The sequence below is a fragment of the Neorhizobium vignae genome, assembly GCF_000732195.1.
Lineage (GTDB): Bacteria > Pseudomonadota > Alphaproteobacteria > Rhizobiales > Rhizobiaceae > Neorhizobium > Neorhizobium vignae.
The window spans coordinates 101503-115040 of record NZ_JNNU01000009.1 but is presented as its reverse complement, the minus strand read 5'-3'; the positions used below and the strand labels follow the sequence as shown (position 1 = coordinate 115040).

At 61.9% G+C, this 13538-nt stretch carries 11 protein-coding genes; 6 read left to right on the top strand and 5 right to left on the bottom strand.

Annotated elements, in window-relative coordinates:
* Positions 1–5: 5 nt before the first annotated feature.
* The 5 genes from GQ59_RS16965 to ytfQ all read right to left on the bottom strand — a co-directional run bounded on the left by GQ59_RS16965 (position 6) and on the right by ytfQ (position 5374).
* Entirely contained in the window at positions 6–749 is a 744-nt protein-coding gene (locus tag GQ59_RS16965; protein ID WP_037083382.1) for a FadR/GntR family transcriptional regulator, read from the bottom strand.
* Positions 750–1736, bottom strand: a complete 987-nt coding sequence (gene yjfF, locus GQ59_RS16960) for a galactofuranose ABC transporter, permease protein YjfF (RefSeq protein WP_080953963.1) — start codon at positions 1734–1736, stop codon at positions 750–752. It lies immediately after the preceding gene.
* Positions 1733–2782: an ABC transporter permease gene (locus GQ59_RS16955; protein WP_037083381.1), complete on the bottom strand. Its 1050-nt coding sequence runs from the start codon at positions 2780–2782 to the stop codon at positions 1733–1735. The genes yjfF and GQ59_RS16955 overlap by 4 nt, the downstream gene beginning before the upstream one ends.
* Positions 2779–4305, bottom strand: coding sequence for a sugar ABC transporter ATP-binding protein (locus GQ59_RS16950; RefSeq protein ID WP_037083378.1), 1527 nt, complete (start codon positions 4303–4305; stop codon positions 2779–2781). The genes GQ59_RS16955 and GQ59_RS16950 overlap by 4 nt, the downstream gene beginning before the upstream one ends.
* A gap of 109 nt (positions 4306–4414) precedes the next feature.
* Positions 4415–5374, bottom strand: coding sequence for a galactofuranose ABC transporter, galactofuranose-binding protein YtfQ (gene ytfQ / locus GQ59_RS16945; RefSeq protein ID WP_037083374.1), 960 nt, complete (start codon positions 5372–5374; stop codon positions 4415–4417).
* A 328-nt stretch (positions 5375–5702) separates the two neighbouring features.
* On the opposite strand from ytfQ, the gene araD1 reads away from it, so the two are divergent.
* The 6 genes from araD1 (at position 5703) to mmsB (ending at position 13432) form a co-directional block, all read left to right on the top strand.
* Positions 5703–6695, top strand: coding sequence for an AraD1 family protein (gene araD1, locus GQ59_RS16940; RefSeq protein ID WP_037083372.1), 993 nt, complete (start codon positions 5703–5705; stop codon positions 6693–6695).
* Positions 6696–6702: 7 nt separating this feature from the next.
* Complete coding sequence (locus tag GQ59_RS16935; protein WP_037083370.1) at positions 6703–7629, top strand: Gfo/Idh/MocA family protein; 927 nt, start codon at positions 6703–6705, stop codon at positions 7627–7629.
* A gap of 2 nt (positions 7630–7631) precedes the next feature.
* On the top strand, positions 7632–9476 hold the full coding sequence (locus tag GQ59_RS16930; protein ID WP_152564365.1) for an IlvD/Edd family dehydratase: 1845 nt from the start codon (positions 7632–7634) through the stop codon (positions 9474–9476).
* Between the two features lie 117 nt (positions 9477–9593).
* Positions 9594–10625 carry a multiple monosaccharide ABC transporter substrate-binding protein gene (gene chvE / locus GQ59_RS16925; RefSeq protein ID WP_244447992.1) on the top strand — a complete coding sequence of 344 codons (1032 nt, stop codon included), beginning with the start codon at positions 9594–9596 and terminating at the stop codon, positions 10623–10625.
* A gap of 57 nt (positions 10626–10682) precedes the next feature.
* The gene (mmsA, locus tag GQ59_RS16920; protein ID WP_037083364.1) at positions 10683–12242 is read left to right on the top strand and encodes a multiple monosaccharide ABC transporter ATP-binding protein; all 1560 of its coding nucleotides are present in this window, start codon (positions 10683–10685) and stop codon (positions 12240–12242) included.
* The gene (mmsB, locus tag GQ59_RS16915) at positions 12242–13432 is read left to right on the top strand and encodes a multiple monosaccharide ABC transporter permease (RefSeq protein ID WP_037083362.1); all 1191 of its coding nucleotides are present in this window, start codon (positions 12242–12244) and stop codon (positions 13430–13432) included. The genes mmsA and mmsB overlap by 1 nt, the downstream gene beginning before the upstream one ends.
* Positions 13433–13538 lie beyond the last annotated feature (106 nt).

The following is a 13538-nucleotide window of genomic DNA, read 5'->3' as shown; positions in this document are numbered from 1 at the left end:
CCGTCTCAGGCCGGCAAGGTCACTTCGAACGAGTTGGCAATGCGGATCTTGCCGACCTCGATGACATGCCGCATGGCGGAGATCGCCCTGTCAGGATCACGCGAGGCGACGGCATGGGCGATTCTCAGGTGGTTGGTGGCGACCTCGTCGATCTTTTCCGGCGAAGCAGCCGGCGAGGAGAGCTGGAAGGAAATGGCAAGCGCCGCTTCGATCAGCGCGCTCGCCGAGCGCATGAACGGATTGCCCGACATGCGGGCGATGGCGAGGTGGAATTCGAGGTCCACCTTGGCGATGGTTTCCGGCGTATGGGAGAGATCATCGAATTTCGCGGCGATCGCGTAGAGCGCGACGATGTCGTCGCTGGAGGCGCGTAACGCAGCTGCGGCTGCTGCCGCCGGTTCCAACGCCATGCGCATTTCCGCCAGATGCTCGATGAATTCGAAATCCAGTCCGGATTCGAAGCGCCAGCCGAGCACGTCCGAATCGAAGAAGTTCCAGCTGGCCTTGTCGAGCACGCGGGTGCCGACCTTGGCCTTGGCTTCGACCAGCCTTTTGGCGGCGAGCGTCTTCATGGATTCGCGCAACACCGTGCGGGACACGCCGAAACGGGCGGAAAGCTCGGTGTCGCCGGGCAGCAGGGAGCCTTCCGGGATCTTGCCGGAAACGATCCCCCGGCCGAGCTCCGCCACCACATGCGCGTGGTTGCTGCGGCGCTTTCGCCCACTGATCGTCGTTTCCAGAAGTCCCACTCAGATCTCCTTCAGCCGTCCTTCGGCCAGTCGTCGGTTTGAATACCAGATGATTCCGCGCTGCAATACAATGAAGACGAAGAGCAGGATGCCGATGACGATCTTCGTCCACCAGGACGACAGCGTGCCGTCGAAGACGATGTAGGTCTGGATCAAGCCCTGGATCAAAATCCCGATGAATGTTCCCGCGACCAGGCCGACGCCGCCGGTGAGCAGCGTGCCCCCGATCACGACCGCCGCGATCGCATCGAGTTCGACGCCGACCGTCGCCAACGAATAGCCGGACGAGGTGTAGAGCGTGTAGGCGATGCCGGCGAGGCCCGAGAGGAAGCCGGAGAGCGCATAAATGCCGACAGTCGTGGAGCCGACCGGGACGCCCATCAATTCGGCCGACTGCTGGCTGCCGCCGATCGCATAGACATTGGCGCCGAAGCGGGTGCGGCCGGCGATGAAGGCTCCGATGATGAATACCAGCAGCATCAGAATGGCAAGCGCGGTCAGCCTGCCGCCGCCCGGGAAGCGGAAATAGAAGCCCTGGATCGTGTCGATCATCTCATGCGAGATCGGCACGGATTCCGTCGAGATCAGGTAGGCAGCACCGCGGGCCAAAAACATGCCGGCGAGCGTCACCACGAAGGGCGGAATGCCGAGGTAACGGATCATCGCTCCCATCAGGCTGCCGAAAAGAGTCGAGATGACCAAGACGGCCGCAAAGGCGATCAGCGGATGAACGCCGAGGGAGCCGACCAGGACGGCGACGAAAACGCTGGTGAAGGCAATCACCGAGCCGATCGACAGATCGATGCCGCCCGACAGGATGACGAAGGTCATGCCGACCGCGGCGATGCCGAGAAAGGCGTTGTCGGTCAGGAGATTGCCGATCACCCGGGTCGACAGCATGTTCGGAAACTGCAGCACGCACAGCGCATAGGCGATGACGAAAATGCCGAGCGTGGTGACGAAGGGCAGGTTGCGGGTGTGGATCATCGAACCGTTCCTGCCGCCTTGGGGGATGTCTCGCGGGATACCGTCTCTTCCCTGCGCCGCGAAGGCTTGACGAAGCTGAACAGCGCCATGATCGCCGGCGACTGCAGGGTCAGGACGACGATGATGATACCGGCCTTGATGATCAGGTTGAATTCCGGCGGAAAACCCGAAACGAGGATGCCTGTGTTGATCGACTGTATGATCAGCGCGCCAATCAGCGATGCGGTGATGGAAAACCGCCCGCCGTTCAGCGAGGTGCCGCCGATGACGACGGCGAGGATTGCGTCGAGCTCCAGCCAGAGACCGGCATTATTTGCATCGGCGCCGCGGATGTCGGCGGTGACGATCAGGCCGGCGATGGCGGCGCAGATGCCGGAGATCGCGTAAACGAAGAACAGCAGGAAACGGGCGCGCACCCCGGCCAGCGTCGCGGCGCGGCGGTTGATGCCGGTCGCCTCGATCAGGAAACCGAGCGCGGAGCGGCGCACCAGCAGGCCGATGATCAGGGCGGCGCAGACCCAGATGAGGATCGGGATCGGAATGCCGCCGAGCGAACCGGAACCGAGCGCTGCAAAGCTGTCGTTGTTGAAAGTGAGGATGACGCCTTCGGTGGTCAGCTGGGCGATGCCGCGGCCGGCCACCATCAGGATCAGCGTGGCGATGATCGGCTGGATGTCGAGGAGGGCGACCAGCACGCCGTTCCACAGGCCGCAGAGGAGGCCGACGCCGAGCGAGATCAGGATCACGACCGGCAACGGATAACCGTGTGTGATCAGCGTTGCGGCGACCGCGCCGCAGATTGCGATCACCGCGCCGATCGAGAGGTCGATGCCGCGGGTGGCGATGACCAGCGTCATGCCGATCGTCAAAAGCGCGACGGGTGCGGCGCGCACCAGGATATCGATCAAGCTGCCGTAGAGCCGGCCGTTCTGGAACGAGACGTTGAGGAAACCGGGCGCGACCGCCGTGATCAGAGCGAGGATGACGGCCAGTGCGATGATCTGGGGTGCCAGACGTTTCAGCCGGCGGGTGAGGCGGTTGGTCATGCAGCCTCCGTCCGGGCAGGGGCCGCGATCGCCTGCATGATGTTGTCGGCAGTCACCTGATCGCCCTTGAGTTCGGCGATATGCTTGCGGTCTGAAAGCACGATGACGCGATGGGCGATGGCGGTCAGTTCCTCCAGTTCCGAGGAGATGACGACCAGCGACATGCCGTCGGCGCAGAGTTTTTCGATCATTTTCAGGATTTCCGCATGCGCGCCGATATCGATGCCGCGCGTCGGTTCGTCCAATATCAGCAGGCGGGGTTCGGTCGCCAGCCAGCGGGCGAGGATCGCCTTCTGCTGGTTGCCGCCGGAGAGGAATTTCATCTGTCTGCTGGGATCGGCGGGCCGGATATCCAGCGACTTGATGAAGCTTTCGGCAAGCGCCGCCTTCTCCCGCGAGGAGATCGGTTTTGCCCAACCCTGGCGGGCCTGCACCGCAAGCGCGATATTATCCGCGACGGAAAAATCGCCGATAATTCCGTCCGTCTTGCGCTCTTCGGGACAGAAACCGAAGCCGCTGGCAATCGCCGCTTCCGGAGATGAGAGGGTGATCTGCTGGTTGTCGACGGTTGCCGTGCCGCTGTCGGCATGGTCGATGCCGAAGAGCAGGAAGGCTGTCTCGGTACGGCCGGAGCCGAGCAGGCCCGCGACGCCGACGACTTCGCCGGGCCGGATGTCCAGATCGAAAGGTGCGACGCTGCCGCGCTTGCCGTAGCCCGAGAAACGGATCGGTGCTTCGGCGGTCGAGGCGATGGTTTCTTCCTGCGCCTGATGTTCGCGGGTGATGTGCTGCAGCTCGCGGCCGAGCATCATCGAGATCAGCTCCAGCCGCGGCAATTCGGCGAGCTTGCGGGTGCCGACAAGCCGGCCGTTGCGCAAGACCGTGACACGGTCGGCTACTGCATAAACCTGGTTGAGGAAATGGGTGATGATGATGATGCCGAGACCTTCCTGGCGCAGCCGGCGCAGGACGGCAAACAGCATCTCCACCTCGTGAGCGTCGAGGCTGGCGGTCGGCTCGTCGAGCACGAGAACCTTGCCGGACAGATCGACGGCGCGGGCGATGGCGACAAGCTGGCGGACGGCCACGGAATAGGACGAGAGCAGGGCGTCGACATCGATATCGAGGCCGTAGCGTTCCAGAAGCGCCTTCGACCGGCTTCGCATCTCGCGGCGGTCGATCAGGCCAAAACGGCGCGGCTGGCGGCCGAGGAAGAGGTTTTCGGCGACCGTCAGGTTTTCGAGGAGATTGACCTCCTGGTAGACTGTGCCGATGCCGAGACCTTGCGCCTCCGCGACGCTGGTCGGCGTCACCTCCGCGCCGTCGAGGCGCATGGTGCCGTGATCGCGGCTGTAGACCCCAGTCAGGATCTTGATCAACGTCGATTTACCGGCGCCGTTTTCGCCGAGCAGCGCATGGATTTCGCCGCGCTCCAGCGCGAAGTCGACGGCGTCGAGCGCTGTGATGCCGAGGAAGGCCTTGCCGATGCCCCGGGCTTCCAGAAGTGAATTCGTATCCGACATGCCTAAAGTCCCGCGTCTATCGAAGAACCGGAGCGGCGAGGGTGCACCGCTCCGGTTGCTGGAGTCGCCCGGCTCAAAGGGGTAGGAGGTGGAGCCGGGCGGCGGGAGGTCAGTAACCGAGGCCCTTCTTGGCTTCGTAGACCTTCATCGGGTCATCCTTGGCGGTATAGAGCTTCGATTCCGTCTGGATCCACTTCGGCGGAGCCTTCTTGTCCTTCAGATAGGCGTTGAGGGCATCGAAGGCGGGGCCGGCCATATTCGGCGTCAGCTCGACCGTCGCATTGGCTTCCCCCTTGGCCATCGCCTGGAAGATATCCGGCACGGCGTCGATCGAAACGACCTTGATGTCGCTACCGGGCTTCAGGCCGGCTTCCTTGATCGCCTGGATGGCGCCGACGGCCATGTCGTCGTTATGGGCATAGACCGCGCAGATGTCCTTGCCGCCGCCTTCGGCCTTGATGAAGCTTTCCATGACTTCCTTGCCCTTGGTACGGGTGAAGTCGCCGGTCTGCGAGCGGGCGATCTTGATGTTGGCATGCCCGGTGATCGCCTGTTCAAAGCCCTTCTTGCGGTTGATGGCCGGCGAAGAGCCGGTGGTGCCCTGAAGTTCCACGACCTTGCAGTTCTTGGAGCCGATTTCCTTGACCAGCCAGTCGCCGGCGACCTTGCCTTCGAACACCTGGTCGGAGGTGACGGCCGTCAGGTAGAGGTCCTTCGGTGCGTCGATGTCGCGGTCGAGCAGGATGACCGGGATTTTCTCTTCCTTGGCTTCCTTGAGAACCGCATCCCACCCGGTGGCGACCACCGGTGCGATGAAGATCGCGTCGACCTTTTGGGCGATGAAGCCACGGATCGCCTTGATCTGGTTTTCCTGCTTCTGCTGCGCATCGGCAAACTTCAGGGTAACGCCGCGTTTTTCGGCTTCCTGCTTGGTGACCGTGGTTTCGGCGGCACGCCAGCCGGATTCGGATCCGATCTGCGAGAAACCGACTGTCAGGGACGCGGCGGAAACGCCGGATGCCAACGATAGGGTAAGAGCGGCTACAGCTGCCGCGAGAGCTCTTTTCATCTTAAATCCTCCCAGAGATGATAAAGCGAACTGACGGCCCAAGGATTGGCATATAATATTACTTTTTCAAGCGCTTTTTTTGAACAAACTGCGAGAAAGGCGGTATCCGGCTGTTTTGGACCCCAACAATCGATTGAATCATTGAGATAAAAGGCATCCTTGAAAAGATCGGGATTGCTGAAAGCGGTTTTTCTCCTTCTTGACAAGCCTGATGCCAATCCAATAGTCGTATTAATGACTACATCGGGCCGGATGGTTCTGATGGGAGGAGTGGCATGGCGGCAGGAGACGTCATGTTGGTATTGGAAGCATTTGGGTGATAAAATCGATGTTGCGGGTTCTTCAGGTCGTGAATGGCGCTGGTGCGTCTATTGTCGTCGCGTGGGATGGCGAAGGTGCTGCCCGCGCCGTGAACGGCGTTTCGTCCACCTATGACCTCGCCTCTCAAGCGATTGCCGCCGGCCAGACATTGGCTCAACGGATCGAAGCGGCCGGTCTCGGCGATGTCGTGGACCTCGAAAAGGCCACGAGCGAAAGGCGCCTTGGCCTGCCGATCACCCATCCGGACCCGGCGCATTTCATCGTCGCTGGCACCGGTTTGACGCATCTCGGCTCGGCCGACGGTCGCGACAAGATGCACAAGGCGGCGCAGGCGACGGAAAAGCCGACCGATTCGATGCGCATGTTCCTGATGGGCGTCGAAGGCGGCAAGCCGAAACCCGGCGAGGCCGGCGTACAGCCGGAATGGTTCTACAAGGGCAACGGCTCGCAGCTTCGCGCCACCGGCAGCGATCTGGTATCGCCGGCCTTCGCGCTCGATGGCGGCGAGGAGCCGGAACTGGCGGGTATCTATCTGATCGGTCCCGACGGTACGCCCTTCCGGCTGGGCTTCTGTCTCGCCAACGAATTTTCGGACCATGTGACCGAGAAGGGCAACTATCTCTGGCTCGCCCATTCCAAGCTGCGCCAGGCCGCCCTCGGCGCGGAACTTCTGGTCGGCGACCTGCCGGACCACGTGGAAGGCACATCACGCGTGCGGCGCGGCGACGAGGTGATCTTCGAAAAGCCGTTCCTCTCGGGCGAGGCGAACATGTCGCACACGATCGCCAACCTCGAACATCATAATTTCAAATACGATATCTTCCGCCAGCCGGGCGATCTGCATGTACATTTCTTCGGAACGGCGACACTGTCGTTCTCCGAGGGGGTCAAGACGGAGCCGGGCGACGTTTTCGAGATTTCCGCGGCCCCCTTCAAGCTGCCGCTCGTCAACCGGCTGACTGTCGCGGCGGATGCGCCTGTGACGATCAAGAAGCTCTGAGGCGGCCATGGCTCCCATCCGCATCGCCATCGTCGGGCTTGGCAAGATCGCCAGGGATCAGCATCTCGGCGCGATCGAAGCGACCGACGGCATCGAACTCGTGGCCGTCGCCAGCCGCCACGCCAAGCTCGACGGCATCGCCTGTTTCCATGAGATCGGCGATCTGCTCGCCTCGGACGTCGAGTTCGACGCTGTCTCTCTCTGTACGCCGCCCGTGGGACGCTTCGAGCAGGCAAAGGCCGCACTCGATGCCGGCAAGCATGTGATGCTCGAAAAGCCGCCGGGTGCGACGCTTTCGGAAGTCTATGCGCTGGAGAAGCTTGCCAAGGAAAAAGGCGTCTCGCTGTTCTCGACCTGGCATTCGCGCGCGGCTGCCGCTGTCGAGCCGGCGCGGGCGTTGCTTGCAAAGCGGAAGATTCGCAGCGTAACGGTCGAGTGGAAGGAAGATGTCCGCCACTGGCATCCGGGCCAGGCCTGGATCTGGGAGCCGGGTGGCCTCGGCGTCTTCGACCCCGGCATCAACGCGCTGTCGATCGTCACGCGCATCCTGCCGGAAAGTTTTCATCTCACCCGTTCCGAGTTGACCTTCCCGGCCAACCGGGCGGCGCCGATCGCGGCAAGCCTCTCTTTCGAGACGGACGGCGGCGTTCCGGTCCTGGCCGAGTTCGATTGGCGCCAGACCGGGCCGCAGACCTGGGATATCCGCGTCGAGACCGACGAGGGTCCGATCGTTCTGACCCATGGAGGCAGCCGCCTTTTCGTCGATGGCAAAAGCGCGATCGTCGAGGAAGACAGGGAATACCGCAATCTCTATCGTGATTTCGTGGCGCTGGTGGCCGAAAGCCGCAGCGATGCCGATTTCTCGCCGCTGGTGCATGTCGCCGATGCCTTTATGCTGGGCCGGCGCATTCAAACAGACGTATTTGAGGACTGATGATGACCAATTCGGAAAACGTAACTTCGAACGAGATCGCCGAAACCGACCAGCGCCGGCAGGAGGTCCGCAAGCTCCGCTCTCGCGCGTGGTTCGACAACCCGTCGAACGTCGATATGACGGCGCTCTATCTCGAGCGCTACATGAATTTCGGTCTCAGCCAGGCGGAACTGCAGTCCGATCGGCCGATCATCGGCATCGCCCAGACGGGTTCCGATCTTTCGCCGTGCAATCGGCATCATCTGGAACTGGCGCATCGTCTGCGCGAGGGTATCCGCGAGGCAGGCGGCATCGCCATCGAGTTTCCGGTCCATCCCATTCAGGAAACGGGCAAGCGTCCAACCGCCGGCCTTGACCGCAACCTTGCCTATCTCGGCCTCGTGGAAGTGCTCTACGGCTATCCGCTCGATGGCGTCGTGCTGACGATCGGCTGCGACAAGACCACGCCGGCCTGTCTGATGGCCGCGGCCACCGTCAACATTCCGGCGATCGCGCTGTCGGTCGGTCCGATGCTGAACGGCTGGTTCCGCGGCGAGCGCACCGGCTCCGGCACCATCGTCTGGAAGGCTCGAGAGCTGCTGGCCAAGGGCGAGATCGACTATGCGGGCTTCGTGAAGCTCGTCGCCTCCTCGGCGCCCTCCACCGGTTATTGCAACACGATGGGCACGGCGACGACGATGAACTCGCTTGCCGAAGCGCTCGGCATGCAGCTTCCGGGTTCGGCGGCCATCCCGGCGCCCTATCGCGACCGGCAGGAGGTCTCCTATCTGACCGGCCTTCGTATCGTCGAGATGGTCAAGGAAGACCTGAAGCCGTCCGACATCCTGACCAAGGAAGCCTTCATCAACGCCATCCGCGTCAACTCGGCGATCGGCGGTTCGACCAATGCGCCGATCCATCTGAACGCGCTTGCCCGTCATATCGGCGTCGAGCTCACCGTCGACGACTGGCAGGCCTACGGCGAAGAAGTGCCGCTGCTCGTCAACCTGCAGCCGGCCGGCGAATATCTCGGCGAGGACTATTATCATGCCGGCGGTGTTCCTGCCGTCGTCAACCAGCTGATGACCCAGGGCCTCATCCATGAGGACGCCATGACGGTCAACGGCAAGACCATCGGCGAGAACTGCCGTGGCGCCATCATCGAGGACGAGAAGGTCATCCGCCGCTACGACGAGCCTTTGAAGGCCCATGCGGGCTTCCGGGTGCTGCGCGGCAACCTGTTCTCGTCGGCGATCATGAAGACCAGCGTCATCTCGCCGGAATTCCGCCAGCGTTATCTCTCCAACCCGGACGATCCGGAAGCCTTCGAAGGCAGGGCGGTCGTGTTCGACGGGCCGGAGGACTATCATCACCGCATCGACGACCCGTCGCTCGAAATCGACGCGCATACGGTCCTGTTCATGCGCGGCGCCGGCCCGATCGGGTATCCGGGCGCTGCCGAAGTCGTCAACATGCGGGCGCCGGATTATCTCCTGAAACAGGGCATCTCGTCGCTCGCCTGCATCGGCGACGGTCGCCAGTCGGGAACCTCGGGCAGCCCCTCGATCCTCAATGCCTCGCCGGAAGCTGCTGCCGGTGGTGGTCTCGCCATCCTGCGAACCGGCGATCGCGTGCGCATCGATGTCGGCCGCGGCACCGCGGACATCCTGATCTCCGACGAGGAGATGGCGGAGCGTCGGAAGGCACTCGAAGCGGCGGGAGGCTACCAGTACCCGAAGCATCAGACGCCTTGGCAGGAAATCCAGCGCCACTATGTCGGCCAGCTCGAAACCGGCGCAGTTCTGGAGCCGGCCGTCAAATATCAGCGGATTGCCCAGACCAACGGCATTCCGCGGGACAATCACTGACTGTTTCGATCCCCAGGGTGGCGGAGGCCGCCCTTAGACAAGATTGGCGGCTCGAAGGGAGCCGCTCCAAAGGAGGAGTAATCCATGCGAATGTTCAAATATCTCGCGACCGCGGCCATGTTGGCCGGTCTGGTCGTTGCGGCTCCGGCCAGCGCACAGGAAAAGGGCCTCGTCGGCGTCGCCATGCCGACCAAGTCTTCCGCCCGCTGGATCGCGGACGGCGACAACATGGTCAAGGTTCTGAAAGAGCGCGGCTACAAGACCGATCTCCAGTACGCTGAAGACGATATCCCGAACCAGCTCGCTCAGATCGAAAACATGATCACCAAGGGCGCCAAGGTTCTCGTCATCGCCTCGATCGACGGCACGACGCTTTCCGACGTGCTGCAGCAGGCTGCCGACCAGAAGATCAAGGTCATCGCCTATGACCGCCTGATCCGCGATACCCCGAACGTCAGCTACTACGCGACCTTCGACAATTTCCAGGTCGGCGTTCAGCAGGCCACTTCGCTGGTGAAGGGCCTCAAGGCCGATACCGAAAAGGGCCCGTTCAACATCGAACTCTTCGGCGGCTCGCCGGACGACAACAACGCCTTCTTCTTCTACAACGGCGCGATGAGCGTGCTCCAGCCGCTGATCGACAAGGGCGTGCTGAAGGTCGGCAGCGGCCAGATCGGCATGGACAAGGTCGCGACGTTGCGCTGGGACCCGGCAACTGCCCAGTCCCGCATGGACGCGATCCTCTCGTCGACCTATTCCGGCAAGAAGCTCGACGGCGTTCTGTCTCCCTATGACGGCATCTCGATCGGTATCCTGTCGTCGCTGAAGGGCGTCGGTTACGGTTCGGGCGGTCAGGCGATGCCGATCGTTACCGGCCAGGATGCTGAAGTTCCGTCCGTCAAGTCGATCATTGCCGGCGAGCAGTATTCGACGATCTTCAAGGACACGCGCGATCTTGCCAAGGTCACCGTCGACATGGTCGATGCTGCGATGAGCGGCAAGGAGCCGACTGTCAACGACACCAAGACCTATGACAACGGCAAGAAGGTCGTTCCGTCATACCTCCTGAAGCCGGTCGTGGTTGACAAGACCAACTGGAAGCAGGTTCTGGTGGATGGCGGTTACTACAAAGAATCGCAGCTTAAGTAAGCCTTTTAATCCGCGCGGTGGTATTCTGCCGCGCGGACCCTTTTTTTCGGAGTGATCATGCTCGATCCCGTTCCGCTTGCCGAAAAGCCACCCATCCTCGAGATGCGGGCGATTTCGAAGAGCTTTGGCGCCGTCAAGGCGCTTTCCGACGTCAGCTTCGCCGTTCAGGAGGGTGAGATCCATGCCCTCGTCGGTGAAAACGGCGCTGGCAAATCGACCCTCATGAAAGTGCTTTCCGGCGTTTATCCGCACGGTTCCTACGAGGGCTCCATCTTTTTCGGGGGTGAGGAGCGGCATTTCCGCGACATCAACGATTCCGAGAAGCTCGGCATCATCATCATCCATCAGGAACTGGCACTCATTCCGTTGATGTCGATTGCGGAAAACATCTTCCTGACCAATCCCCCGGCAAGCCGCGGGGTGATCGACCGAAGCGAACGCCACAAGCGCACCCAGGCATTGCTTGCAAAGGTGGGGCTTACAGAACAGCCGGACACGCTGATCACCAATATCGGCGTCGGCAAGCAGCAGCTGGTCGAAATCGCCAAGGCGCTGTCCAAGGACGTGCGGCTGCTGATCCTCGACGAGCCGACCGCGTCGCTCAACGAGACCGACAGTGCCGCGCTTTTGGAACTGCTCAAGGAATTCCGCCGCAACGGCATTACCTCGATCATGATCTCGCACAAGCTCAACGAGATTTCCGAGGTCGCCGACCGCATCACGGTGCTGCGCGACGGCCGCACCGTCGGCACGCTGGACTGCCATGCCGGTCCCGTGGACGAAGACGAGATCGTGCGGCGCATGGTCGACCGTGACCTGGAGAGCCGCTATCCGAAGCGTGATCCCAAGATCGGCGACGTCATCTTCGAAGTCGAGAACTGGTCCGCCTATCATCCGATGCACTCGGACCGGCAGGTGGTGAAGAACGTCTCGCTGAAGGTGCGGGCCGGCGAGGTCGTGGGCATCTCCGGCCTGATGGGTGCAGGGCGCACCGAATTCGCCATGAGCCTGTTCGGCCGGTCCTGGGGGCGTCACGTCACCGGGACCGCCAAGCTGCACGGCAAGGAACTCGACCTTTCCGACGTCCACAAGGCGATCAGGGCTGGCCTTGCCTATGTGACCGAGGACCGCAAGCAACTCGGCCTCATCCTGCCGGAAGACATCCGCAAGAACGTCTCGCTCGCCCATCTTGGCGGCGTGTCCTCGCGCGGCGTCATCGACGACATCGCCGAGATGAAGGTGGCGCAGGAATTCCGCACCCGCATGCGCATCCGCAGCCACAACGTCTACCAGGAAACCGGCAAGCTGTCCGGCGGCAACCAGCAGAAAGTGGTATTGTCGAAATGGCTGTTCACCGATCCTGACGTGCTCATTCTCGACGAGCCGACGCGCGGCATCGATGTCGGCGCGAAATATGAAATCTACACGATCATCAACGAACTCGCCGATGCGGGCAAGGCGGTGATCGTCATCTCGTCGGAAATGCCCGAGCTGATCGGCATCTGCGACCGTATCGTGGTGATGCACGAAGGTGCGTTTGTCGGCGAAGTGGCCGGCGAGGAAGCCACGCAGGAAAATATCATGCGCGCCATCATGCGGCGCAAAGGGAGAGAATAATGAGTACTCCGCAGGAAACGATATCGACGCCTCAGAGCGTGGGCGGTTTTCTGAAGGACAATCTGCGCGATTTCGGCATGCTGATTTCGCTGGTCGTGATCGTCATCTTCTTCCAGATCGCCACGGACGGCGTGCTCCTGAAGCCGCTCAACGTCACCAACATCGTGTTGCAGAACTCCTATATCGTCATCATGGCGCTCGGCATGCTGATGGTGATCGTCACCGGCCATATCGACCTGTCGGTCGGTTCGGTCGCGGGCTTTATCGGCGGTTTTGCCGGGTTGCTGATGGTCCAGTGGGGTCTCAATTTTGCCGTCGTCATCGTCATCAGCCTTGCCGTCGGCGGCTTGATCGGGGCGATCCAGGGCTATTTCGTCGCCTATTTCAAGATACCGTCATTCATCGTGACGCTGGCAGGCATGCTGGTCTTCCGCGGACTGATGATCGCCATTCTCGGCAGCCAGGCAATCGGGCCTTTCCCGCCGATTTTCCAGAAGCTGTCGTCCGGTTATGTCGTCGAGCTGATCTCGTCGACCGGCGGCCTCTACATCACCTCGTTCCTGCTCGGACTGGTGCTGGCGGTCATTCTCATCGTGCAGAATTTCGCGAGCCGCAAGCGGCGTATCTCGCATGGCGTCGAGTCGGAGCCGTTCGGCTTCTTCGTCGCCAAGAACCTGCTGATTCTGGCCGGCGTCGGCTATATCGCCTTCCTGATCTCGTCGCATCGCGGCATGCCGAACGTGCTGATCATCATGGCGGTGCTGATCGCCGCCTATAGCTTCCTCACCACCCGTACGGTGATCGGCAGGCAGATCTATGCGGTCGGCGGCAACGCCCGTGCTGCAGAGCTTTCCGGCATCAAGACGACGCGGCTGGTGTTCCTCACCTTCGTGAACATGGGCGTGCTTGCGGCTCTCGGCGGGCTTGTCGTCGCCGCACGACTGAACAGCGCCACGCCGAAGGCCGGTACCGGTTTCGAGCTGGACGTCATCGCGGCCTGCTTCATTGGTGGCGCATCCGCCTATGGCGGCGTCGGCAAGGTGACAGGCGCGGTTATCGGCGCCTTCCTGATGGGCGTGATGAACAACGGCATGTCGATCCTTGGTATCGGTATCGACTACCAGCAGGTGATCAAGGGCCTGGTTCTGCTCGGCGCCGTCTGCGTCGACGTCTACAACCAGCGCCGCTAAAGGCGGGGCCTTCCTTCAAGATTGCCAGATGAAACTCGAAAGCCCGGAGGCGTCAGACGCCTCCGGGCTTTTTTTGTGCTCTGGCCTGTTACCCGCCGTCGGTTTC

What these genes read in the sequence shown, in the direction of transcription:
- yjfF (WP_080953963.1), bottom strand. Translation starts at nt 1,736, where the DNA reads ATGATCCACACCCGCAACCTGCCCTTCGTCACCACGCTCGGCATTTTC.
- GQ59_RS16955 (WP_037083381.1), bottom strand. Translation starts at nt 2,782, where the DNA reads ATGACCAACCGCCTCACCCGCCGGCTGAAACGTCTGGCACCCCAGATC.
- GQ59_RS16950 (WP_037083378.1), bottom strand. Translation starts at nt 4,305, where the DNA reads ATGTCGGATACGAATTCACTTCTGGAAGCCCGGGGCATCGGCAAGGCC.
- ytfQ (WP_037083374.1), bottom strand. Translation starts at nt 5,374, where the DNA reads ATGAAAAGAGCTCTCGCGGCAGCTGTAGCCGCTCTTACCCTATCGTTG.
- araD1 (WP_037083372.1), top strand. Translation starts at nt 5,703, where the DNA reads ATGTTGCGGGTTCTTCAGGTCGTGAATGGCGCTGGTGCGTCTATTGTC.
- GQ59_RS16935 (WP_037083370.1), top strand. Translation starts at nt 6,703, where the DNA reads ATGGCTCCCATCCGCATCGCCATCGTCGGGCTTGGCAAGATCGCCAGG.
- GQ59_RS16930 (WP_152564365.1), top strand. Translation starts at nt 7,632, where the DNA reads ATGACCAATTCGGAAAACGTAACTTCGAACGAGATCGCCGAAACCGAC.
- chvE (WP_244447992.1), top strand. Translation starts at nt 9,594, where the DNA reads ATGTTGGCCGGTCTGGTCGTTGCGGCTCCGGCCAGCGCACAGGAAAAG.
- mmsA (WP_037083364.1), top strand. Translation starts at nt 10,683, where the DNA reads ATGCTCGATCCCGTTCCGCTTGCCGAAAAGCCACCCATCCTCGAGATG.
- mmsB (WP_037083362.1), top strand. Translation starts at nt 12,242, where the DNA reads ATGAGTACTCCGCAGGAAACGATATCGACGCCTCAGAGCGTGGGCGGT.